The sequence below is a fragment of the Virgibacillus proomii genome (genome assembly GCF_900162615.1).
GTDB lineage: Bacteria > Bacillota > Bacilli > Bacillales > Amphibacillaceae > Virgibacillus > Virgibacillus proomii.
Genome location: NZ_FUFN01000010.1, coordinates 2526732 through 2551046, shown reverse-complemented (window position 1 = coordinate 2551046; position 24315 = coordinate 2526732). Strand labels below are relative to the sequence as shown.

Below are 24315 nucleotides of genomic sequence, written 5' to 3'. Positions count from 1 at the left end.
AAAAAGATACAAAAAAAGCTAACTTATTAGATATTATTTATGATAAGAATGCCAAAAAATTTTAATCATGCTTTATTTAAACTTATGAATGAAAAGGACAGGTTATGCTAACTCATTGGCATATCCGTATGCATGTTCTCATTAGATTGGTATAATAATGGATAGAGTATGTAAAGGCGGGGTACGATGACGTATACACATTTACAAGTAAGAAGTAGCTATAGTCTGCTAAATAGTACTATCACAATAGAAAAATTAGTAAAGCAGGCAATGGAGCTTGAATATAGAGCGTTAGCCCTCACTGACGAGCAAGTATTACATGGAGCTATTTCGTTTTATCAAGAATGTCTAAGGTATGGTATCAAGCCAATTATTGGGATGACCGTATTAGTGAAGCGAAATCAGACAGAGATTGAGGAACTAACTCTATTAGCTAAAACAAATGAGGGTTATCAAAATCTTGCTAAATTAAGTACATGGATACAGAAGCAAGAAGGGCAATCTATACCACTAGACAACTTAAAAAACTACACAGCGCATTGTATAGGTATTCTTTCTGTTCATCAGTCACCAATAGCTGATTGGTTTATGACTGAATCATTTACTCGCTTAACGGAATATCTTTTGCCATATCAGGAAGCTTTTGCTGAAGCTGATTTTTATTTGGGAGTGGAAGCTTATGGAATGAAGACCGAACTGCCTTTACATGATGCTGTAAAGCTATTTCAAAAAACATTCCTTATTCCGGTTGTAGCGATTCATGATGTTCGCTATATACAAGAAAATGATGTAATTGCTTATGATTGTTTACAAACAATGAAGCATAATCAACAATGGGATGGTGATGAAATCTCTCCATTGTTAAAAAACCACCATTTACGATCGGAAGTAGAGATGAAGTTATCTTTTTCCGCATGGCCAGAGCCGTTACAGACGACCGAAGAAATCGTACAGAAATGTGAAGTGAAGTTTGACTTTCAACAGCGATTTCTTCCTTCTTTCCCTCTAACAGGGGGGAAGGATAGTCATGATTACCTTGTGCAAAAGTGTCATGATTTGTTGTCAAATAAATACGCTAAAATTACTAATGAAATACAGGAACGATTGAACTATGAGCTGGAAGTAATTAAAACGATGCAGTTTAGTGACTACTTTTTAATAGTGGCCGATTTTATCGCTTATGCGAAGAATAATGGGATTGTGGTAGGACCTGGAAGGGGATCAGCTGCTGGTTCTCTTGTAGCTTATGTTTTAGGCATTACAGATGTTGATCCAATTAAGTATGAATTATTATTTGAAAGATTTCTTAATCCGGAACGAATGACAATGCCAGATATTGACGTTGATTTTTCTGATATTCGTCGGGAAGAGATCATTGAATATGTGCAAAAAACCTATGGAGAGGAACATGTAGCGCAAATTATTACATTTGGTACATTTGCAGCTCGCTCATTAATGCGAGAACTGATTAAAACGATGAATGTTAATCAACAAGATGCATCGTTTATTCTACGTCATATTCCATTGCAAACGAAGAAAAGTCTTGTTCAGATTATTAAAGAGTCTGAGGAATTGAAAAGCTATATTAAGGACTCCAAAACATTACGACGACTATTTACAGTTGCTACTAAATTAGAAGGAATTCCTAAGCATCTATCGACTCATGCTGCTGGTATTGTCATTACGGAACAACCTTTAGAAGAACATGTCCCATTGATCCCTGGTAGTTCTTCTGTACAATTGACACAGTATGCAATGAATGATATAGAAGCTATCGGGCTGTTGAAAATTGATTTATTAGGTCTGCGAAACTTAACTTTACTGGAAAGAGTTTTACAAAGAATCCGATACACAACTGGTAAGGCTTTATCTTTAGAACAGATTCCTGATGACGACAGTTTAACCTTTTCCCTATTACAGAAGGGAAAAACGAATGGTGTATTTCAATTAGAGTCGCAAGGGATGAGGCAAGTGTTACAAGAACTTAAGCCAAGTCATTTTGAAGATATCGTAGCCGTTAATTCACTATATCGTCCGGGCCCAATGGACTTCATTTCAACATATATTCGCCGTAAACATGGACTTGAAACGGTGACTTATCCTCATTCGGATCTTGCTCCTATTTTATCCAAAACATATGGAGTACTAGTTTATCAAGAGCAAATTATGCAAATAGCTCATCAGATTGCTGGCTTTACACTGGGGCAAGCAGATATTCTTCGAAGAGCGGTTAGTAAAAAACAGGAAAATATGATGGAACAGCAAAAGGCCGAATTTATATCAGGTTGTATAAACAATGGCTATAGTGAATCTGTGGCAATGCAGTTATTTACATGGATTGTCCGCTTTTCTAATTATGGTTTTAACCGTAGTCATGCTGTAGCGTATAGTCGTATTTCATATCAGCTTGCATATCTAAAAGCACATTTTCCAGCCGCTTTTTTTGCTGAATTATTAAGCACATCTGTCCATCAGCATCATAAATTACAGATGTATTTAAGAGAAATAAAAGAATTACAACTTAAACTATTGCCACCTTCCATTAATCATAGTTTTGGAAAGTATGCTGTGGAAGGAAATGATATACGAATGGGGCTATTGCAAATTAAAGGGATTGGTAATCAGGCAGTCAGCGAAATTATTCAGGTACGTAAAGAAGGCCCATTCAAAAGTTTATTTGATTTTTGTTTACGTGTTTCTTTAAAATCTGTAAATCGGCAAACAATTGAATTATTAATTATGGCAGGGGCTTTTGATGAACTCTATCATAATCGAGCTAGTTTATTAGCAACCATTGATCAGGCAATTGAACAGGGTGAATTATTTAAAGAATTTCAAGAGCAGCCTAGTTTGTTTCAAGATCAAATTGAGTTAGAAGGAGAGTATGTTTCCATAGAAGATTTCACTCAAGTGAAGAAGTTAGCTCAGGAAAAAGAGCTAATCGGGATATATATTTCCAGTCATCCGATGCATGAATACCGAAAGATTTTACAACGCTCTGGTTATCTGTCTCTACGAAATGTGAAAAAGAGGGGAGAGGGCTATAGGCTAAAAAGTGCTGGAATCATCCAAACGATAAAGACGATTCGCACGAAGCGCGGAGATCCAATGGCATTTCTCTCACTTGGGGATGAAACAGATGATATGGAAGTAGTTGTTTTTCCACAGCTTTATCGTGAAGTTCGTCGTTGGCTAAAAGAGGAAATGATAATCTTAATGGAAGGAAAACTTGAATGGAGAAAACAGCAGGTTCAAATGCTGCTTTCAGCTATCCAACCTTTAGATATGACTGCTTTCAAAGAAATGCAAACAACACGATTATTTATTAAACTTACAGGCGAAAACAATACAAAAGATTTAATCAAATTAAAACAAATTTCTTCCCATTTCCCGGGCAATATTCCGGTTATTATTTTTCAAGAACAGCTGCGAAAAACATATCAATTAACGGAAGATTATAACTTGGAACCAACAACTGCTTGTATACAGGAACTAAAAGATTATTTTGGAACAAACGAAGTGGTACTTGATTAGTATAGAGCACACAAAAAATGAAAAGATTCCTGGCTAGTTAACGTTTTTTACATTGAAATATTTCTTGGCTAAACTTAATATAACGTACTATTAATAAGGCAGTTATGCGATATTATTTTAGTTTCGTCTAGAAAATGTATAAGCTTTGTTCATGTTGGATAGTTTTAAATAACATTTATCTACACAAGCACCAGTACCCAGCCCTCGAGATCGCTTTACTTCTCTTGTAAGTTGGGCAGCCTACTCGTTGGAGTCTGTTGTTTTTCAGGGGCGAAGTCGCTTTTTAGCTTTTGTTGTTCTGTAATGTCCAATAGAATGATCCATCATTACTTTACAGACAAGCCTCATCTGTTATAATAAAGGAGTTAATGGTGGTCAGACCACCTTTGGATGGAGAAAGTTTATTTTTTCTACGAAAGGGAGCGATTAGTAAAGATGGCAAGCTTAAGAGATAAGGCATTACACTTGCATAAAGTGAATAAGGGTAAATTAACAACGCAATCAAAAATACCTGTTACCAATGCAGAGGAGTTAAGTTTGGCTTATTCTCCTGGAGTAGCAGAACCATGTAAGGAGATTCATGACCATGTAGATATGGTATATGATTATACAATGAAAGGCAATATGGTTGCTGTCATTAGTGATGGATCGGCGGTTTTAGGTCTAGGAAATATAGGGGCAGAAGCTGCGCTCCCGGTAATGGAAGGGAAATCTGTTTTATTTAAAAGCTTTGCAGGTGTGGACTCCTTTCCTATTTGTTTAGCCACTCAAGATGTAGAAGAAATTGTGCAAACCGTTAAATTGATGGAGCCAACGTTTGGTGGAGTAAATTTAGAAGATATTGCAGCACCAAAATGCTTTGTAATTGAAGAACGGCTGAAAAAAGAGACGAATATTCCAATTTTCCATGATGATCAGCATGGAACAGCTATTGTTACGGTTGCAGGTTTAATTAATGCTCTAAAATTAGTAGGCAAATCATTTTCTGATATCAAAGTAGTTGCAAACGGAGCCGGAGCAGCAGGAATTGCAATTATAAAATTATTATATCATTTTGGTGTTCGTGATTTGATTATGTGTGATTCTCGTGGAGCTATTTATGCAGGTCGCCCTTATGGAATGAATGATGTAAAGGAACGTGTAGCCGACTTTACGAATCAAGCAAAAAAGGAAGGTAACCTGGAAGAAATGCTGGAAGGTGCAGATGTATTTATTGGTGTTTCTGTTGGCGGCGCGTTGACGAAGGAAATGGTACAGAAAATGAATGAAAACCCGATTATTTTTGCTATGGCTAATCCTGAACCGGAAATTATGCCTAATATTGCTAAAGAAGCCGGTGCAAGAGTTATTGGGACGGGGCGCTCAGATTTTCCTAACCAAGTAAATAATGTGCTCGCTTTTCCGGGAATTTTCCGCGGAGCACTTGATGTACGTGCAACAAGAATCAATGAAAAGATGAAAGTTGCTGCTGCACATGCAATAGCTTCCCTTATTTCCGATAGTGAATTACATGAAGACTATGTAATCCCAGTTCCATTTGACGCTAGAGTAGCGCCAATTGTAGCTAAGAGTGTAGCTCAAGCTGCTATGGAATCCGGAGTAGCAAGAATAGAAGTAAATCCAGAAGAAGTAGCCGAGAATACGAGAAGATTAACACAAATAGATAGTAATTAATGTGTTAAAGGAGTGAGTCATGGCTGTGTCCATGTCACAAAAGCAAAAGGTGTATCAGGGCGTTTTAAAAGAAATTCGCCAATATATTGTTACACATCATTTACAGCCGGGAGATAAGCTTCCTTCTGAGAGGGAGCTTGCTGAAATCTTACATGCTGGCAGATCGTCTATACGTGAAGCATTACGTGCAATGGAATTGTTAGGGTTAATTGAAACCAAACGTGGTGAAGGAACTTTTTTAAGCAGATATCGTCCGTTTCAGATGGTAGAGCTGCTTGCTTCTTTTGTTTTACAGGAAGAACAGACAAAAACGGATTTAGTTAAAACCATCCGATTGCTAGAAAAGGAAGCAGCTAAACTCGCATTTTGTCACATGAGTAAGCAAGATGTAGATGAACTATCCGCTATCCTAGAAAAAGATGAGATGGAATTTGTACATGCTATGTTTTTTCAATTTATTTTTAATATGTCCCATAATTTGTTGCTTAATAAGGTTTGGCAGTTAATGTATGAATTTGCTATTACCATTAAGAGCATTAGCTTAGACAAGGAATTTTATGAGCAATTAGTGCAGTTATATTATAATAAACAGTATGCAGCTATTGAAAAATTATTCGACAAGCTGTTGGAAAAGTAATCTCAAATTGCCGACTGTTTTTGACAGTTTTTTTCGTACAACTTATGTATAATAGATAAAAAAACCATTAAGCTCTTTCGGTAAAATAGAGAAATAGCTTTTATGCACGTGTTAGGGGTTGTTGAAAAAAGGAGGAATTGTCTTGCTTAAGGATTTTTTTGGCAAGCGAAAAAAATATGCATCCATCCCGAGTGAACAGGCAAAAGCTGATGTTCCTGAGGGCTTAATGCAGAAATGTAGTGGGTGCCATAAAATATACTATCGTAAAGAAATGAATAAAAATTTACAAGTGTGTCCGAACTGTGATTATCATCATCCATTACAAGCATGGCAGCGAATTAATACATTATTTGACGAAGGAAGCTTCAACGAATGGGACAAGCAGTTAACAACTGGAAATCCGCTCCATTTCCCTGGCTACGAAGAAAAGATTGAAAAAGATAAGCAGAAAACAGGTCTCAAAGAAGGTGTAGTCACCGGAAAAGGAAAGATAAATGGCAATGTTACGGCATTTGCGGTTATGGATTCTACCTTTCGGATGGGGAGTATGGGGTCGGTAATCGGCGAAAAAATTGCGCGCGCAGTTGAAAATGCAAAAGATGAAGGCATTCCGTTTATTATTTTTACAGCATCCGGTGGGGCAAGAATGCAGGAAGGTGTTCTCAGCTTGATGCAAATGGCAAAGACAGCAGCAGCTATTAAACATTTTAGCGATGCGGGAGGTTTAATGATTTCTGTTATGACACACCCGACAACAGGAGGAGTATCGGCAAGTTTTGCTTCGATTGGTGATTATCATCTTGCGGAGCCGGGAGCTTTAATTGGTTTTGCAGGTCGTCGTATTATTGAGCAAACAATTCGTGAAAAACTGCCTGATGATTTTCAAACAGCTGAATTTCAATTGGAGCACGGGCAATTGGATAAAGTTGTACACCGTTCAGAAATGAAAGATTTATTAGCATTATTGCTAACGTTTCATCAGAAAGGTGGAAAGAAATCATGAAGCAGATGTTGGAATTTGAAAAACCAATTGTAAATTTGAAGGAAAAAATTGCAGAACTAAAACGTTTCACTGCAGATAGTGATATCGATTTAACAGAAGAAATTAATACATTAGAGAAGCGTCTTGCGATATTAGAAAATGATATTTATAGTAATTTAAAACCATGGGATCGTGTTCAACTTGCCAGACATCCGGAAAGACCAACAACGTTGGATTATATTGAAGAACTATTTACCGATTTTATTGAATTTCATGGGGATCGTCTATTTGGAGATGATGCAGCAATTGTGACAGGTATTGCCTTTTATAAAGAAAAGCCAGTTACAATTATTGGACATCAACGTGGAAAGGATACAAAAGAAAATATTCGGCGTAATTTTGGAATGCCTCACCCAGAAGGATACCGAAAGGCTTTGCGGCATATGAAACAGGCTGAAAAGTTTTCCCGACCAATTATTTGTTTTATTGACACAAAAGGAGCTTATCCGGGGAAGGCAGCTGAAGAAAGAGGGCAAAGTGAAGCGATAGCTAGGAATCTAATGGAAATGGCTGGACTTACTGTGCCGATAATTTGTGTTGTGATTGGTGAAGGTGGAAGTGGCGGTGCTTTGGCATTAGGAGTAGGAGATGAAATACATATGCTGGAAAATAGCACCTATTCTGTAATTTCACCGGAAGGGGCAGCTTCTATTTTATGGAAGGATGCCAGTTATGCACAGACTGCGGCAGAGTCGATGAAAATAACTGCATATGATTTGAAAAAGTTAGGGATTATCGATCGCATTATTCCAGAGCCCAGAGGTGGTGCCCACCGCAATGTGAAAGAACAAGCTGCATATTTAGACGAGGCGATAGTACAATCTTTACAAATGTTAGAGAAATATTCAGTTGATGAATTACTTAAAAAAAGATGGGAAAAATATAAGAAAATTGGGCAATACCAGACAATCTAATTAAATGAAAGGCAAAATTATAGGATGCTTGGTTAGCAACAAATCTTAGGTGGTATACTAAGATGGGGAGATGAGATTTTTTATGATAAAGGGGGTTGGCAGTTTATGTCAACCCTAGTTCGCGTTTTTCCATAATATGTTAATCGGGCTGGAAGTCACATACATAAAGGGCTTTCATGAGAAAATGTGCAATATTTTACATGATTTTAATTGCTATTTTACTTATTTCCAATTATCTTTTAAGAGAGGACATTTTTTGAACAGAAAATTGTAAGACCAGAGGTGGAATGAAAACTATGAAAAAAATTGGCGTTTTAACTAGCGGTGGCGATGCACCAGGAATGAATGCTGCAATTCGAGCAGTAGTAAGGAAAGCCATTTATCATAATATAGAAGTATATGGAGTTAAATATGGCTTTCAAGGATTAATGGAAGGTACTATAGAAAAGATGGAAATTGGTTCTGTAGGTGATATTATCCATCGTGGCGGAACAATCCTTTACTCTGCAAGAAGTGAAGAATTTAAAACAGAAGAAGGACAACAAAAAGCAATTGAACAACTAAATAAATTTGGTATTGAAGGTTTAATCGTTATTGGCGGTGACGGTAGTTTTCGTGGAGCACAAAAATTAACGGAAAAAGGCTATCCATGTATTGGTGTGCCAGGAACGATTGATAACGATATTGCGGGAACTGATTTTACAATTGGCTTTGATACAGCATTAAATACTGTGATTGAAGCAATTGATAAAGTTCGTGATACAGCAACTTCCCATAAACGCACCTATATTATTGAGGTGATGGGAAGAAATGCAGGAGATATTGCACTTTGGGCAGGCTTGGCTGATGGTGCAGAGAGTATTTTAATCCCTGAAAAGAAGGAAAAGTTTGAAACAGTTGTTCAAAAGTTGAAGCGAGGACACAAACGTGGAAAGAAACATAGTATTATTATACTTGCAGAAGGTGTAGGTAGCGGGATTGAATATGGAAAAAGAATTGAAGAAGCGACGGATTTAGAAACACGTGTTACGGTGTTAGGACATATTCAACGCGGTGGGTCGCCGTCAGCAGCAGATCGTGTACTGGCAAGCAGACTTGCTGCTAAAGCAGTCGATTTGTTAATGGCTGGTAAAGCAGGAAGAATGGTAGGAATTCAACAGAACCAAATAGTTGATCATGAAATTAGTAAAGTTCTGCACGAGCAGCATACCATTAACGATGACATGTATACTTTATCTCAAGAACTATCTATTTAACGTTGGAACGGTAAATTAAGGAGGAAACAATAATGAGAAACACAAAAATTGTATGTACAATCGGACCTGCATCAGAATCTATTGAAACCTTGGAGAAGTTAATGGAATGTGGGATGAACGTTGCTCGCCTGAACTTTTCACATGGTAATTATGAAGAACATGCAGCACGAATTGAAAATATACGTAAAGCGGCAGAAAAAACAGGGAAAACTATTGCGATACTTCTAGATACGAAAGGACCAGAAATTCGTACACACGACTTTGTCAATGGACAAGCTGAACTAGTGCAAGGAAATATAGTTTATGTATCAATGAAAGAAGTAGAAGGAACAGCTGAACGTTTTTCGGTTACGTATCCTGGTCTAATTAATGATGTCCATGTCGGCTCTAAAATTCTTCTAGATGATGGATTAATCGAATTAAAGGTTGTTGAAATTGATCAAGCAAAACAAGAAGTGAAAACAATTGCACTTAATACAGGTATCATCAAGAATAAAAAAGGTGTTAACATCCCAAATGTTTCGGTAAACCTGCCTGGAATTACGGAGAAAGACGCTAACGATATTATTTTTGGTATTGAACATGATGTAGATTTCATCGCAGCTTCTTTTGTCAGACGTGCATCGGATGTTTTAGAAATAAAAGAACTCCTTGAAAGACATAATGCAACGCATATTCAAATTATCCCTAAGATTGAAAACCAAGAGGGTGTCGACAATATCGACAGCATTTTAGAAGTAAGTGATGGATTAATGGTTGCCCGCGGTGATCTTGGTGTGGAAATTCCTGCTGAGGATGTACCGCTTGTACAGAAAAAATTTATTGAAAAATGTAATATAGCAGGTAAACCTGTTATTACGGCTACCCAAATGCTTGATTCAATGCAACGTAATCCACGACCAACAAGAGCAGAAGCATCAGATGTAGCGAATGCCATTTTTGACGGAACCGATGCAGTTATGCTATCTGGTGAAACGGCTGCCGGTGATTACCCGGTTGAATCTGTACAAACGATGAGCAATATTGCAATGAAGGCAGAAACTGCTTTAGATCATCAGTCCATTTTACGGGAACGCTCGCGTAATGTAGATATGACGATCACAGATGCAATCAGTCAATCTGTTACACATACAGCAATGAACTTATCGGTAAGTGCAATTATCACGCCGACAGAAAGTGGCCACACGGCAAGAATGATTTCCAAATATCGTCCACATGCTCCAATTCTTGCAGTTACATTTTCTGAGAGAGTAAATCGCCGTCTTTCCTTAGTCTGGGGTGTACATGCAGTTACATGTAAACGTGCAGGCTCTACGGACGAAATGTTGGATATCGCAGTAGAAAGAGGCTTACAATCCGGAATGGTTGAGCGTGGAAACCGTGTTATTATTACCGCTGGTGTACCGGTTGGGGAAAGTGGTACAACGAATTTAATGAAGGTTCATGTCATTGGCGATATCATTGCAAAAGGTCAGGGAATTGGAAGAAAAAGCGCTTTTGGCAGAGCAGTTGTTGTAAAATCAGCGAAGGAAGCAATAGAAAAAGTACAAGAAGGCGATATATTAGTTACTTACGGTACGGAAAAAGAAATGATGCCGGCAATAGAAAAGGCTGCTGGTATTATTACAGAAGAAGCTGGGCTTACTTCTCATGCTGCGGTTGTTGGATTAAGTTTAGGAATCCCTGTAATCGTTGGTGTTGAGGATGTGTTTGATGTGATTAAAGATGATGAAATTATCACTGTTGATGGTGCGAAAGGCGACATCTATCAAGGGCATACAAGAGTACTTTAATGTTCATATAGAAAAAGAGGGTGTTCTCTCCCCTCTTTTTCTATATCTTCTTTTACAGCAGAGCGTGTACAGTTTTTTCAGGGAAGACAAATTTATACTACTCACTACTGAATCATATGGAGGTGAAAAAATTCAATGAAATGGTTTTTACTTACGGCATTTATTCTTTCTGCACTCGAAATCGGTCTTTTTATTTGGATTGGTGGAATAATTGGAACTTGGTGGGTTGTGTTATTGATTATATTGACTGGCGCAATTGGCTTTTATTTAGCAAAACAACAAGGAATTGAGATATGGAATCAGGCACAGCTTTCCATTCAGCGTGGAGAAGCACCTACAGGATATATTATTAATGGAATATGTGTGTTAATTGGAGCTGTTTTGTTAGTCACTCCGGGCTTTATTACCGATGCGGTTGGTTTTCTATTAGTTATACCTCCAACTCGGCGAATGTTTAGTAAAAAAATAGAAGCAATAATGAAGTACTTTATAAAAAACCGTACCATCATATATCGAAGGTGGTGAGTTTTATCCTTTAATAAATTTCCAAATCTCGTTAAATGTGCCTGCTCGATATAGCGTGTTAATAAAGATAAGCATGATAGGTGCGATTAGAAATCCAATTACTCCCCAAAATTGAATGCCAATAAATAATGTTATTAGTGCTACAAGGGGATGGATACCGATACTAGAAGATAATATTTTTGGCTCAATTAATTGCCTAATGATGATAACAATTCCGTACAAAATCGATAAATTAATCGACATCGAGTAATTTCCAACTATAAAAAGATAAATGATCCATGGCATAAAAATAATACCCGAACCAATATAAGGAAATAAGTCGACAAGAGCAATGTATAATGTAATCGTAAAAGCATGATTTACCTGTATAATAACTAATCCGACGTATACAAGAATAGCCGAAATCAGCACAAGGATGATTTGGGCTTTTGCATATCCGATAATTGTTTTTTTTAGCTGAACAATCACTTTATGGATTGGCATTTTAAACGTATTCGGTATATGCTTGTGAAAAAATAGTACGATTTTTTTATAGTCAACCGTGATCATAAAGGCTGCTAAAAGAATAAAGATAACGATTGTAATAGAGCTGGGTAAAGATGCAATAATCGTTGGTAACTTAAGAAGCGCCCCTTGTAAAAATGTTGTTGCAGAAGCTGTAAGATTGTTAATAAAGTGCTTTAAGTTTTCGCTAATGGCTGCTTGTTGACTAGCATTCAATGTTTGAAAATAGGCAGTTAACTTTTGATATATAGGAATGATATTTTGCTCAATGAAATTTGTCAAATAAAGACTGAATGTTTGGAAATGCGTAGGCAATTGTTCTGCTAAAAATAAGGTTCCTTGGATAAATTCAGAAACAAGAATAAATAAAAGGCCGCTTAGAAGAAAAAAAAGTACCAGCATGGTTCCTGTTGTTCCTAATAATCTTGGTAATTTTAACCTTTCTTCTAAAAATGTAACAACTGGATGAAGAATAATCGCAATTAAACTGGCAATTGCCAGTGGATACAAATAGCTAAAGCTTATTGTCATAGAGAAACATAACAATGCGATGCTAATAATGATAAGCACCAATCGGACACATTGAAATAGAAGTGGCTTGTACATAATTGAACCCCATTTTATTAAAAATCAAAAACCATTCTCTAATTACTTATGCAACTTATAAACAAAATAGTCTTATAAACTATTGTTTTTAATAAAGATACTCTAGTAATGAATGTCGAAATGTGCTGCATCTGTCTAAACTTCCCCAATTCTATACTTGATAATGATTCACCGAAGTTGAAGCTAAAGAAACTCTTTTTTGCAAAATATTTGTGTATCTAGTAAAATCTAAATAGTGAATTGAATCGGTTTCAATTCACATTAGATTCGTAATACTTTATAATTATCATAGGGGGATAAATTTTTATAAGTTTTAAAACATTGTCGAAAGATAGTGTGCTAAATAATTTATAAAGGAGAGGGTTTGTTATGACAGCAACAACGAAAGGGCTTGAAGGAGTTGTAGCAACTCAATCGTCAATTAGTTCCATAATAGATGATCAACTTACGTATGTTGGTTACAAGATTGATGATTTGGCAGAATATTCCAGTTTTGAAGAGGTTATCTACTTACTTTGGAATCAAAAGCTTCCTAACCAAGCCGAATTAGATGCTTTAAAGCAAGAACTTGCTGCAAATATGGAACTTCCAGATGGAATTGTGAAACATTTCCGTTCCTACGATCTTTCAACAGTTCACCCAATGGCAGCATTACGGACAGCTGTATCATTATTAGGCTTGTATGATGATGAAGCAGAAGTAATGAGTCCAGAAGCAAATCAGCGGAAAGCAATCCGTATACAAGCAAAAATAGCATCAATTGTAACGGCTTTCGCGCGCATTCGGAAGGGGCAAGATCCGGTTAAGCCGAAGCAAGATTATAGTTATGCAGAAAATTTTCTTTACATGTTAAATGAAGAAGACCCAAGGGATATTGAAGTTGAAGCCATCAATAAAGCGCTTGTACTTCACGCTGATCATGAACTAAATGCTTCTACTTTTACTGCCAGGGTCTGTGTAGCTACTCTTTCAGATATTTATTCTGGAATTACTGCTGCAATTGGTGCATTGAAAGGGCCGCTACATGGTGGTGCAAATGAACGGGTTATGCAAATGTTGATGGAAATTGGAGAAGAAGAAAATGCAATCCCTTATATTCAAGAAAAATTAGATAATAAAGAAAAGATTATGGGGATGGGGCACCGTGTGTACCGTAATGGAGATCCACGGGCAAAATTTTTAAAAGAAATGTCAAAGCAATTGACAGAATTAACTGGACAGCCGAAATGGTATAATATGTCTGTAAAAATTGAAGATTACATTAAAGAACATAAAGGGTTACCAGCAAATGTTGATTTTTATTCTGCATCGGTTTATCATAGCTTGGGCATTGATCATGATTTATTTACACCGATTTTTGCAGTTAGTCGAACATCTGGCTGGCTTGCTCATATTTTGGAGCAATATACTGATAACAGATTAATTCGTCCAAGAGCAGATTATACTGGACCAAAATCACCAAAATATATTACTATTGATCAACGATAAAGGATTATTAGTTACTACCTCAACATCAATAGATGGAATCTTGCCAACAATCAGGCAATAAGCAAAGATGTTCAGCAGGACTTATTTTTGCTAAACTATATACAGAAATGACATTAGGAGGTAATGATTGTTATGACAAAGGGAGAAAAAATTATAGTAGAGAATGGACAGTTGAAAGTTCCAAACAAACCAATTATACCTTTTATTGAAGGTGATGGAACGGGACCGGATATTTGGTCAGCTGCAAAAAAAGTGATTGAAGCTGCAGTGGAAAAAGCGTATAACGGTACCAAGGAAATTGATTGGCTAGAGGTTTATGCAGGGCAAAAAGCGTATGACAAGACTGGAGAATGGTTACCACAAGATACGTTGGACAAAATAGATGAGTATAAAATCGCTATTAAAGGACCGCTTACAACACCAATTGGTGGTGGATTTCGTTCCTTAAACGTTGCACTACGCCAAGAATTAGATCTCTTTACATGTCTTCGCCCAGTTCGTTATTTTGATGGAGTACCGTCTCCGGTTAAACGTCCTGAAGATGTAGACATGGTTATCTTCCGTGAAAATACAGAAGATATTTATGCCGGAATTGAGTGGCAAAATGGAACAGATGAAGTGAAAAAAGTGATCAAGTTTTTAAAAGAAGAAATGAATGTAACAAACATTCGCTTTCCAGAAACTTCTGGAATTGGGGTAAAGCCAGTTTCTGAAGAAGGAACGAAACGTCTTGTACGTGCAAGTATTCAATATGCGATTAATGAAGGGCGCAAGAGTGTTACTTTAGTACATAAAGGTAACATCATGAAATTTACAGAAGGCGCATTTAAAATTTGGGGTTATGAGGTTGCCGAGAAAGAATTTGGTGACAAAGTCTTTACTTGGGCAGAGTATGACCGCATTGTTGAAAAAGAAGGAAAGGATGCGGCAAATAAAGCACAAGATGAGGCACTTGCAGCTGGAAAAATTTTGATAAAGGATGCTATCGCTGATATTTTCTTACAACAGATTTTAACACGACCGAAAGAGTTTGATGTTGTTGCTACGATGAATTTAAATGGGGATTATATTTCTGATGCGCTTGCTGCTCAAGTAGGCGGAATTGGAATTGCTCCCGGAGCAAACATTAATTATGATACAGGGCATGCTATTTTTGAAGCTACCCACGGAACTGCACCTAAGTATGCAGGATTAGACAAAGTAAATCCATCCTCTGTGATTCTATCGGCCGTTTTAATGCTTGAACATATAGATTGGAGAGAAGCAGCTGATTTGATAACAACAGCTATGGATAAGACCATTGCTTCAAAGGTGGTTACCTACGATTTTGCTCGATTAATGGAAGGTGCAACGGAAGTGAAGTGCTCTGAATTTGGTAATGAACTAATTAAAAATATGGGTTAATATAATAGTAGTTTATAAACAGTATAGGTACTTTATGTTGCCTATACTGTGCTTGTGTTGCTTTTTGCGAAATGTTTATTATTGCGACGCCTGTACTAGTTGATTCCGTACGACGTAGCGTAATCTTTATAGAAGGAATTATACTTACTAGTCTAAAAGAACAAAGGGGATTTTAAAAATGGGGATAAAAAGAAGAAAAATATCAGTAATCGGTTCAGGCTTTACCGGAGCTACAACAGCCTTAATGATAGCGCAAAAGGAATTAGGCGATGTCGTACTTGTTGATATCCCTAATATGGAGGATCCAACGAAAGGAAAGGCATTAGATATGCTTGAGGCAAGTCCTGTACAGGGATTTGACGCTTCTATTATTGGAACGTCCAACTATGAACATACGAAAGATTCTGATCTGGTGATTATTACTGCAGGTATTGCACGAAAGCCCGGAATGAGCCGAGATGACCTAGTTAATACCAATGCTAAAATTATGAAATCTGTAGCTACAGAAATTGTGAAATATTCGCCTGACACATATATTGTTGTACTCACAAATCCTGTTGATGCTATGACTTATACTGTTTTTAAAGAAACAGGCCTCCCAAAAGAACGTGTCATTGGTCAATCTGGTGTATTAGATACAGCAAGATTCTGTACGTTTGTTGCGCAAGAATTAAATGTATCCGTTAAGGATGTTACTGGTTTCGTATTAGGGGGCCATGGAGATGATATGGTTCCACTCATTCGTTATTCCTATGCTGGAGGCGTTCCACTAGAAAAATTGATTTCAAAAGAACGTTTAGATGCAATTGTTGAACGTACGAGAAAAGGTGGCGGAGAAATTGTCGGCTTACTAGGAAATGGTAGTGCATACTATGCCCCGGCTGCATCACTTACAGTAATGGCAGAGACAATTTTAAAAGATCAGCGCCGCATACTTCCGGCAATTGCGTACTTAGAAGGTGAATATGGCTATTCGGATATTTATCTTGGTGTACCAACGATTTTAGGCGGTAACGGTATAGAAAAAATTATCGAATTAGATCTAACGGAAGAAGAAAAGGTCGCTTTGAATAAATCTGCTGATTCTGTAAAAAAAGTATTAGAGGTGCTAAAATAATTAATCTAACAAAAGGCTTTTATCTACTTTTTGTAGGTAAAGGCTTTTTATCTTAAAAAGCTTTTTTCAAATGAGGCGCTGTATAACAGAAAATGAAAAAGATGAGAGTTGCTCCTGTAAATACTTGACAGACTCAGTTTTGTTTTACCATTGGCAATAATGTGAATTTTTGATATAATAGAAAGCGTTTACATTAATGGGGAGGGCTCAGAATGATAGGAAAGAGAAGACCTTTAGGTAAAGAATTGAAAGATATTCAGATTGGTGATAACTATAGTGAAACGAAAAAAGTGGTGGATCGAGATCTATTATTATATTTAGGTTTAACGAATGATGCTAATCCTTTATACCTTCAGCATGATTATGCTTCATTAACCCCATATAAAAGACCAATCGTACCAGCCGTCATGCTGTTTGGAATGGTTTCCTCCCTCGTATCGATGCATTTGCCTGGTCCCGGTAGTCATATTACACACCATGAGATCATTTTCACAAAACCAGTGTACCACAATACAAAAGTTTATTTTACATTAGAGGTCATTGCAATTGATGAAGCAAATCAGCGTATTGCGATGAATGTTACCGGTAAAGATGAAAAAGGAGATGAGGTGATTACTGGAAAGCTTTATGTTATTCCTGCGAGTCGACCAAATACATTGACTGCACAATCTTTAGAAAACTTTTTTTAATTCAATTTATGTATGTGATTGTTTATTTACTCATATATATGGAATATACTATATTTTACCATCCCAAACCATTGATCTTGTGTAAAAATAAATTTACAAACTCTTATCGTATTCACTTTCAATGCGATTCATTGTAAGATGGAGGTGGAACCTATTAACTACTAGTGATTAGAAACGGGGACTGGATATGAACGAGAAAATTTTAATTGTAGATGACGAGAAGTCAATTGTAACTTTACTGAAGTTCAATATTGAAAAGGCAGGTTTTATTACCGATGTAGCTTATGATGGTTCTCAAGCTGTGCAAAAAGCAGAGAGCAACAGTTATGATTTGATTGTTTTAGATCTGATGCTCCCTGAAATGGACGGCATGGATGTTTGTAGGTATTTACGTAATAATCAAATAAATACACCAATTCTCATGCTTACAGCTAAGGATGAGGAATTTGATAAAGTGCTTGGGTTGGAACTTGGAGCCGATGATTATTTAACGAAACCGTTTAGTCCAAAAGAGGTTATCGCTAGAATAAAGGCAATCTTACGACGGTCTAAGCGAGTAGAAAAGTCAAATTTTTCGTATATTCAGGTTGGCAACATAACCGTATTTCCTGAAAGATATGAAGCGGAAATGAATGGAAAAGTGATTACATTTACAAGGAAAGAGTTTGAATTACTTTATTATTTAGCAAAAAATAAAGGGAAGGTCATTTCTAGAGATCAACTGCTTAGTGGAGTTTGGGACTATGATTTTGTTGGTGATACACGTATTGTAGATGTGCACATTTCTCATTTACGCGATAAAATTGAACCAGATTCCAAAAAACCTGTTTATATTAAAACAGTTCGAGGTCTGGGGTATAAATTGGAGGACCCTAGTTAATGCGATTTTTGTTTGAAAAACCAATATTCGGTTACACTATAGGAATTCTGCTTGTAGTGTCTTTAACCGATATATTATTAAGTATATTAGTAGGTGAATATTTAGTAATTGCCGCAGTATTAATTATTCAATTTATCATTTTAGTATTATTTTTGTTGCACTTATACGAAACATTCATTAAACCGGTAAAAAAAGCAACAAAAACAATTGATGAAATTGTAAAAGGTAATTATCGTGCAAGATTTCATCATCCAGCAAACAATAGTATTGGTCAATTAAGTACAAAAATTAATGCGCTTGCTCGTAATTTAAATGAACTGACCATACAAGAACAAATGAAATCAGAGCAATTATCAACCATTGTTGAAAATACGGAGAGCGGCCTTGTTCTAATCGATGCTAAAGGATATATTCACTTTGCTAATCGCAAATTTTTAGCTATGTTTGATCAAACACCGAATGAGGTTCAAGGACATCTTTATTATGATGTTCTCCATAATGAGGTCATTCATGAAACAGTACAGCTAACCTTCCTTTATGAACGCAATATAAAAGAAGAATTTACTCATTATAAGGGTCTCGATAAATATTATATTGAGATAGTAGGAGCACCTATATTTGATGATCGAAACTTACTAAAAGGTGCTGTACTCGTACTTTATGATATTACAGAGTTGAAAAAATTGGAATTAATGCGGAAAGACTTTGTAGCTAATGTTTCCCATGAGCTAAAAACTCCAATTACTTCGATTAAAGGATTTGCTGAAACGTTGTTAGACGATCCAATGAAGGATCTGGAAAAAAATAAAGAGTTTTTGGAGATTATCTATAAAGAAAGCCATCGATTGCAACTATTAATTGAGGATTTATTGATTTTATCCCGGTTAGAAAAGGAAAACCTTCAACTTGTCCTTACCACCTTTTCAGTAAATGAGATTGTTCAAGAAGTAATGCCGATTATAGAACAAAGGGTGCAGAATAAACAGCTCACATTTAATAAACAAATCGAAACGGATCTGCAATTAACAGCAGATAAAGAAAAAGTAAAACAAATTATTATTAATTTAATTGATAATGCTGTAAATTACACTCCAGAAAATGGAAGTATTTCTTTAAAAATCAATGAAGTTAATGATTATGTATGTATACAAGTAGAGGATACTGGAATAGGTATTGAAAAGGATGCTATCCCACGCATATTTGAACGGTTTTATCGAGTAGATAAAGCGAGAAGCCGGAATACAGGAGGAACGGGGCTAGGTTTAGCTATCGTTAAACATATTGTGGAAGTTCATGATGGTGAGATTAATATTGAAAGTGAAGTAAATAAGGGAACCGCAATAACGGTATGTTTACCGATAAATAAAAAAAATAAAAAACATTCCTGAGCAGGGATGTTTTTTATTTTTTTGGAGAGCTATCCGTTTGAAAGTAATAGTACCAAGTTTATTTATTCAGTGACTAGCAAATAGCTTATAGGAATCAGCGGTTAGTCACTTAAGCAAGTGGTACTAACAGGTGCTATGCTATTTTTTATTTGCAATATTTTCTAATAGTCAATCACTTTGACGAAGCTGCACGTGGTTACAGCAATATTCGTAAGGTTTTCAGTCTTCGTACCAACACTGTTGTTTCACTTTATGTAGCTAGAATGATAAAATATGCTTAATGATGAAATTATCGGAGGCGAAATCATGGGCAATAAACTGGTTTTAATTGATGGAAATAGTATAATTTATCGGGCATTTTTTGCACTGCCGCTTTTAAATAACGATAAAGGCATTTATACAAATGCTGTATATGGATTTACGACGATGTTATTAAGAATGATGGAGGAAGAAAAACCAACACATATGCTTGTTGCTTTTGATGCCGGCAAAACAACATTCAGGCATGAAACGTATAAAGAATATAAAGGTGGAAGGCAAAAAACGCCACCGGAACTATCAGAACAGTTTCCATTGCTAAAAGAAGTATTAGATGCATTTCAGATTGCCCACTATGAACTGGATAACTATGAAGCGGATGATATTATTGGAACATTATCCAAACAAGTAGAAGAAGATGGCTGGGATGTGACGGTTATTTCTGGAGATAAAGATTTACTCCAATTAGTATCAGACAAGGTAACTGTAACTTTAACGAAAAAAGGTATAAGTGAGGTGGAACGATACACTCCAGATTATTTAAAAGGGAAAATGGAAATCAGCGAAAAACAAATCATTGATTTAAAGGCATTGATGGGTGATAGCTCGGATAATATTCCTGGTGTACCTGGGGTTGGTGAAAAAACGGCTATTAAGCTCTTAAAGCAATTTCACTCATTAGAAAAGGTCTATGAAAATCTGGATCAAGTTAGTGGAAAAAAATTAAAAGAAAAGTTAGCAAACCACAAAGATGAGGCGTTTATGAGTAAACAGCTTGTAACGATTAAGCGTGATACTCCTATTACGATTCAACCTGATGATGTTAAGTATGATGGTTATCAGCAAAGCGAGGTAAGTTCGATTTTTAGGGAGCTGGGCTTTAAGTCTTTGTTACATCGAATCGAAGGGAAAGAAGATGAGGATACCACTACAGTTAATGAGCAATCTGCAATTGATTTTACAGTACTTAAAGAGATAAACGACGATTTATTTACTGGTGAAGAAGCTTTAATTGTAGAAATGATAGAAGAAAATTATCACCAAGCATCAATTGAGGGCTTCTCCATTGTTAATTCTAATCATGCTTACTTTATACCAACAGAAGTAGCCTTAGAATCAAACATATTTAAAAATTGGCTAGAGGCTGAAGATCAACAAAAAATCGTTTTTGATGCCAAGAAAACACTCGTATCGCTATTACGAAATGATATTCATATTAAAGGCATTATCTTTGATATGTTGCTTGCTTCTTACTTATTGAATCCTTCTGAAAATAATCATGATATACCTGCAATTGGGCATCGGATGGGGCGTACAGATTGTCTATTTGATGAAGAAGTGTATGGAAAAGGGGCAAAGCAGCACGTCCCAGAACAGTCAGTTCTTGCTGATCATGTCGTTAGAAAAGCAATGACTTTATATAATTTAAAAGAGAAAATGGAAAATCAGTTGCAGGAAAATGAACAATATGAACTCTTTACGGAGCTGGAAATGCCGCTAGCTTTAATTCTTGGGGAAATGGAGCATACAGGTGTCCGTGTTGATGAAAGTCGCTTAGAAGAAATGCGAATAGATTTAAAAGAACGGTTAGCTGAACTGGAACAAGAAGTACACGAATTAGCTGGTGAAGAATTTAACTTAAACTCACCTAAGCAATTAGGCACGATCCTCTTTGATAAATTAGGTCTTCCTGTTATAAAGAAAACGAAAACAGGCTATTCAACGGCTGCTGATGTCTTAGAGCAGTTACAGGATGAGCATAAAATTATTCCAAAGCTATTACTATATCGCCAGCTAGGAAAATTGCAATCGACATATATTGAAGGGTTATTAAAGGTTGTCAATAAGGACACTGGCAAAATTCATACCCGCTTTAATCAAGCTTTAACACAAACCGGGCGTTTAAGCTCGATCGATCCTAATTTGCAAAATATCCCTATCCGTTTAGAAGAAGGTAGGAAAATCCGTCAAGCTTTTATCCCTGAACAAGAGGGATGGCTCATGTTTGCTGCCGATTATTCGCAAATTGAGCTGCGGGTGTTAGCACATATTGCCAATGATGAAAAATTAATCAGCGCATTTCAACATGATTTGGATATTCATACCCAGACAGCGATGGATGTTTTTCATGTCGATAAAGAAGCAGTTACTTCAAATATGCGAAGACAAGCTAAAGCAGTAAACTTTGGAATTGTATACGGGATTAGCGATTACGGTCTGTCACAAAATTTAGGAATTACCAGAAAAGAAGCAAAGCAGTTTATTGATCGCTATTTTGCAAGTTATCCTGGTGTCAAAGCGTACATGGAAGAGATCGTTCAAGAAGCAAAACATAAAGGATATGTCAGCACGTTGATGAAGCGAAGAAGATATTTACCAGACATTACAAGCAGGAATTTTAATAAAAGAAGTTTTGCAGAGCGAACTGCAATGAACACGCCAATACAGGGAAGTGCTGCAGACATTATTAAAAAAGCGATGATTGATTTAGATCATAAGTTAAAAGAAGTAAAGCTAAAAGCTAGAATGCTTTTGCAAGTACATGATGAATTAATCATGGAGGCACCGAAGTCAGAAATCGACAAATTAATTGAAATAGTACCAGCTGTTATGGAAAATGCGGTTAATCTCAATGTACCTTTAAAGGTAGATTATGCCTATGGTGACAGCTGGTTTGATGCAAAGTAAGGAGCTAGGGAGATGCCGGAATTACCAGAAGTAGAAACAATTCGAAATACGTTAAAGCAGTTTGTAATGAATAAGACGATTGAGCAAGTAGAGGTTTACTGGCCAAAAATTATTAAAAGACCAGATGATGTGGAGCAATTTAAATCAGAAATAAGTGGTCAAACCATTTTAGATATTGAACGTAAAGGTAAATTTTTATTATTTCAGCTAAATGACTATGTACTTGTATCCCATTTACGTATGGAAGGAAAATACAGCGTAACTCCAAAAGAAGAACCAGTTAAAAAGCATACACATGTTATATTTAAGCTAACCAATGGTGAAGAATTACGCTATAATGATGTGCGGAAATTTGGTACGATGCATTTGTTTTATAAAGGAGAGGAAATGGAGCATAAACCATTATGCTTATTAGGTCCTGACCCATTCGATTCGGAGTTTACAGACGATTATTTTATAAAAAAATTAAAAAAGACACAGCGTGTTATTAAATCGGCTTTGTTAGATCAAACAGTTGTTGCTGGTTTAGGTAATATTTATGTAGATGAAACACTATTTCGATCAGGTATTCATCCGTTAAGACAGGCAAATAAATTAACACATAAAGAAATAAAAGGAATTCGTAAACAGGCCATTGCAACAATGGAACAAGCTGTATTACAAGGAGGAACAACCATTCGCTCTTATGTGAACGGTCAAGGCGAGATGGGGATGTTTCAACAGGAATTGTATGTGTACGGTCAAGAAGAAAAAAACTGTAAGATGTGTGGAAGTCCAATCGCTAAAATGAAAGTCGGTGGGCGCGGTACACATGTTTGTACCAATTGCCAACCGCTAAAGAGGTGAGATGATGATGTCCATGATTATCGGTTTAACTGGAAGTATCGCAACGGGAAAAAGTACCGTCTCACTTATGTTTGACGATTTTAATATTCCTGTAATTGATGCCGATAAGGTCGCAAGGGAAGTAGTTAAACCAGGCGAGTTAGCTTACAAACAAATCGTTGATCAATTCGGCCAGCAAATTTTGCGAGCAGATAAAACATTAAATCGACAAATGCTTGGTGAAATAGTATTCGCTGATGAAGCGAAACGAGATCAATTAAATAAAATTGTTCATCCTGCAGTGAGAGAAAAAATGATCGAAAAAAGAGATGCTTATCTCCAGGCTAAAGCACCATGTGTCGTTTTAGATATTCCGCTTTTGTATGAAAATAATCTAACACATCTCGTCGATAAGACGATTGTTGTTTATGCAGATGAGGATGTGCAGCTTCAAAGATTAATGGAGCGAAATGAGTATACCGAACAAGAAGCCATTCAACGTATACAAGCACAAATACCAGTGAAAGAAAAAGCGAAAAAGGCAGATGCTGTAATCGATAATAATGGCTCTAAATATAAAACCTATAAGCAATTGGAAAAAATATTAAAGTCCTGGGGTGTTATTACGTAGTTCCATATCCAACATAAGATCTATGAATCTAAGGAGACTAATCGCATAAGGATAATTTAGTGAAGCAATGTCTTAACTTCTGTAGATAGGATAAGACATATAGCATAGTTTAACAAGAGTAAGCGGTCCTTAAATAAGCGGGGCCGCTTTTTTATTGCTTCGGATAACTTTTTGAAAAGTAGCATCGTAGCTCATGCACACAAGCTGTAGCAACTTTGTTCTTCTTCCTATGATAAGGCAACATTGGTTTTTCGTTTTACTAGTTTTCTTGCTTGAATTAGTAGTCTAATGAGGAACGGTATAGAGGGGAGAGTAAACTCAAGGTCTATTGTCATTTTCAAGTAACAACAGGAAAGTTTTAATAGTTAGAAAACTGAAACATAAAGTAAAACTTAAAATAAGGGTCACACACAATCGTTAATATGTTATACTAATTAGTAAATAAGCAGAAAAAGTATAACT

18 protein-coding genes are annotated in these 24315 nt (G+C 36.3%); 17 read left to right on the top strand and 1 reads right to left on the bottom strand.

Annotated elements, in window-relative coordinates:
• Positions 1-186 precede the first annotated feature (186 nt).
• The 8 genes from dnaE to BN1066_RS19255 all read left to right on the top strand — a co-directional run bounded on the left by dnaE (position 187) and on the right by BN1066_RS19255 (position 11375).
• Complete coding sequence (gene dnaE, locus BN1066_RS19290) at positions 187-3534, top strand: DNA polymerase III subunit alpha (protein ID WP_077321346.1); 3348 nt, start codon at positions 187-189, stop codon at positions 3532-3534.
• Between the two features lie 435 nt (positions 3535-3969).
• Positions 3970-5208 carry an NADP-dependent malic enzyme gene (gene ystJ / locus BN1066_RS19285; RefSeq protein ID WP_077321558.1) on the top strand — a complete coding sequence of 413 codons (1239 nt, stop codon included), beginning with the start codon at positions 3970-3972 and terminating at the stop codon, positions 5206-5208.
• Positions 5209-5227: 19 nt separating this feature from the next.
• Positions 5228-5845: a FadR/GntR family transcriptional regulator gene (locus BN1066_RS19280; RefSeq protein ID WP_143695883.1), complete on the top strand. Its 618-nt coding sequence runs from the start codon at positions 5228-5230 to the stop codon at positions 5843-5845.
• Between the two features lie 142 nt (positions 5846-5987).
• Positions 5988-6848, top strand: coding sequence for an acetyl-CoA carboxylase, carboxyltransferase subunit beta (gene accD / locus BN1066_RS19275; RefSeq protein WP_077321345.1), 861 nt, complete (start codon positions 5988-5990; stop codon positions 6846-6848).
• Positions 6845-7801, top strand: coding sequence for an acetyl-CoA carboxylase carboxyl transferase subunit alpha (accA, locus tag BN1066_RS19270; protein WP_077321344.1), 957 nt, complete (start codon positions 6845-6847; stop codon positions 7799-7801). Before accD ends, accA begins: the two co-directional genes overlap by 4 nt.
• 296 nt (positions 7802-8097) lie before the next feature.
• Positions 8098-9057: a 6-phosphofructokinase gene (gene pfkA, locus BN1066_RS19265; protein ID WP_077321343.1), complete on the top strand. Its 960-nt coding sequence runs from the start codon at positions 8098-8100 to the stop codon at positions 9055-9057.
• Between the two features lie 32 nt (positions 9058-9089).
• Positions 9090-10850, top strand: a complete 1761-nt coding sequence (pyk, locus tag BN1066_RS19260; RefSeq protein WP_077321342.1) for a pyruvate kinase — start codon at positions 9090-9092, stop codon at positions 10848-10850.
• 135 nt (positions 10851-10985) lie between these two features.
• Entirely contained in the window at positions 10986-11375 is a 390-nt protein-coding gene (locus BN1066_RS19255; RefSeq protein ID WP_077321341.1) for an FxsA family protein, read from the top strand.
• Between the two features lie 3 nt (positions 11376-11378).
• Here BN1066_RS19255 and ytvI read toward each other — a convergent pair whose 3' ends face one another.
• Positions 11379-12485, bottom strand: a complete 1107-nt coding sequence (ytvI, locus tag BN1066_RS19250) for a sporulation integral membrane protein YtvI (protein ID WP_077321340.1) — start codon at positions 12483-12485, stop codon at positions 11379-11381.
• Between the two features lie 369 nt (positions 12486-12854).
• On the opposite strand from ytvI, the gene citZ reads away from it, so the two are divergent.
• The 9 genes from citZ to coaE all read left to right on the top strand — a co-directional run bounded on the left by citZ (position 12855) and on the right by coaE (position 23853).
• Complete coding sequence (citZ, locus tag BN1066_RS19245; RefSeq protein WP_077321339.1) at positions 12855-13973, top strand: citrate synthase; 1119 nt, start codon at positions 12855-12857, stop codon at positions 13971-13973.
• A 132-nt stretch (positions 13974-14105) separates the two neighbouring features.
• Complete coding sequence (gene icd / locus BN1066_RS19240) at positions 14106-15377, top strand: NADP-dependent isocitrate dehydrogenase (RefSeq protein ID WP_077321338.1); 1272 nt, start codon at positions 14106-14108, stop codon at positions 15375-15377.
• Positions 15378-15555: 178 nt separating this feature from the next.
• Positions 15556-16494 (top strand): malate dehydrogenase, encoded by a 939-nt coding sequence (gene mdh, locus BN1066_RS19235; RefSeq protein ID WP_077321337.1) that lies wholly within the window; start codon positions 15556-15558, stop codon positions 16492-16494.
• A gap of 212 nt (positions 16495-16706) precedes the next feature.
• Positions 16707-17183 carry a MaoC family dehydratase gene (locus BN1066_RS19230; protein ID WP_077321336.1) on the top strand — a complete coding sequence of 159 codons (477 nt, stop codon included), beginning with the start codon at positions 16707-16709 and terminating at the stop codon, positions 17181-17183.
• A gap of 187 nt (positions 17184-17370) precedes the next feature.
• Positions 17371-18063 (top strand): response regulator transcription factor, encoded by a 693-nt coding sequence (locus BN1066_RS19225; protein WP_077321335.1) that lies wholly within the window; start codon positions 17371-17373, stop codon positions 18061-18063.
• The gene (pnpS, locus tag BN1066_RS19220; protein WP_077321334.1) at positions 18063-19451 is read left to right on the top strand and encodes a two-component system histidine kinase PnpS; all 1389 of its coding nucleotides are present in this window, start codon (positions 18063-18065) and stop codon (positions 19449-19451) included. Before BN1066_RS19225 ends, pnpS begins: the two co-directional genes overlap by 1 nt.
• A gap of 306 nt (positions 19452-19757) precedes the next feature.
• Positions 19758-22397 (top strand): DNA polymerase I, encoded by a 2640-nt coding sequence (polA, locus tag BN1066_RS19215; RefSeq protein WP_077321333.1) that lies wholly within the window; start codon positions 19758-19760, stop codon positions 22395-22397.
• Positions 22398-22409: 12 nt separating this feature from the next.
• Positions 22410-23243, top strand: a complete 834-nt coding sequence (mutM, locus tag BN1066_RS19210; RefSeq protein WP_077321332.1) for a DNA-formamidopyrimidine glycosylase — start codon at positions 22410-22412, stop codon at positions 23241-23243.
• Positions 23244-23250: 7 nt separating this feature from the next.
• The gene (coaE, locus tag BN1066_RS19205) at positions 23251-23853 is read left to right on the top strand and encodes a dephospho-CoA kinase (RefSeq protein ID WP_077321556.1); all 603 of its coding nucleotides are present in this window, start codon (positions 23251-23253) and stop codon (positions 23851-23853) included.
• Positions 23854-24315: the final 462 nt, after the last annotated feature.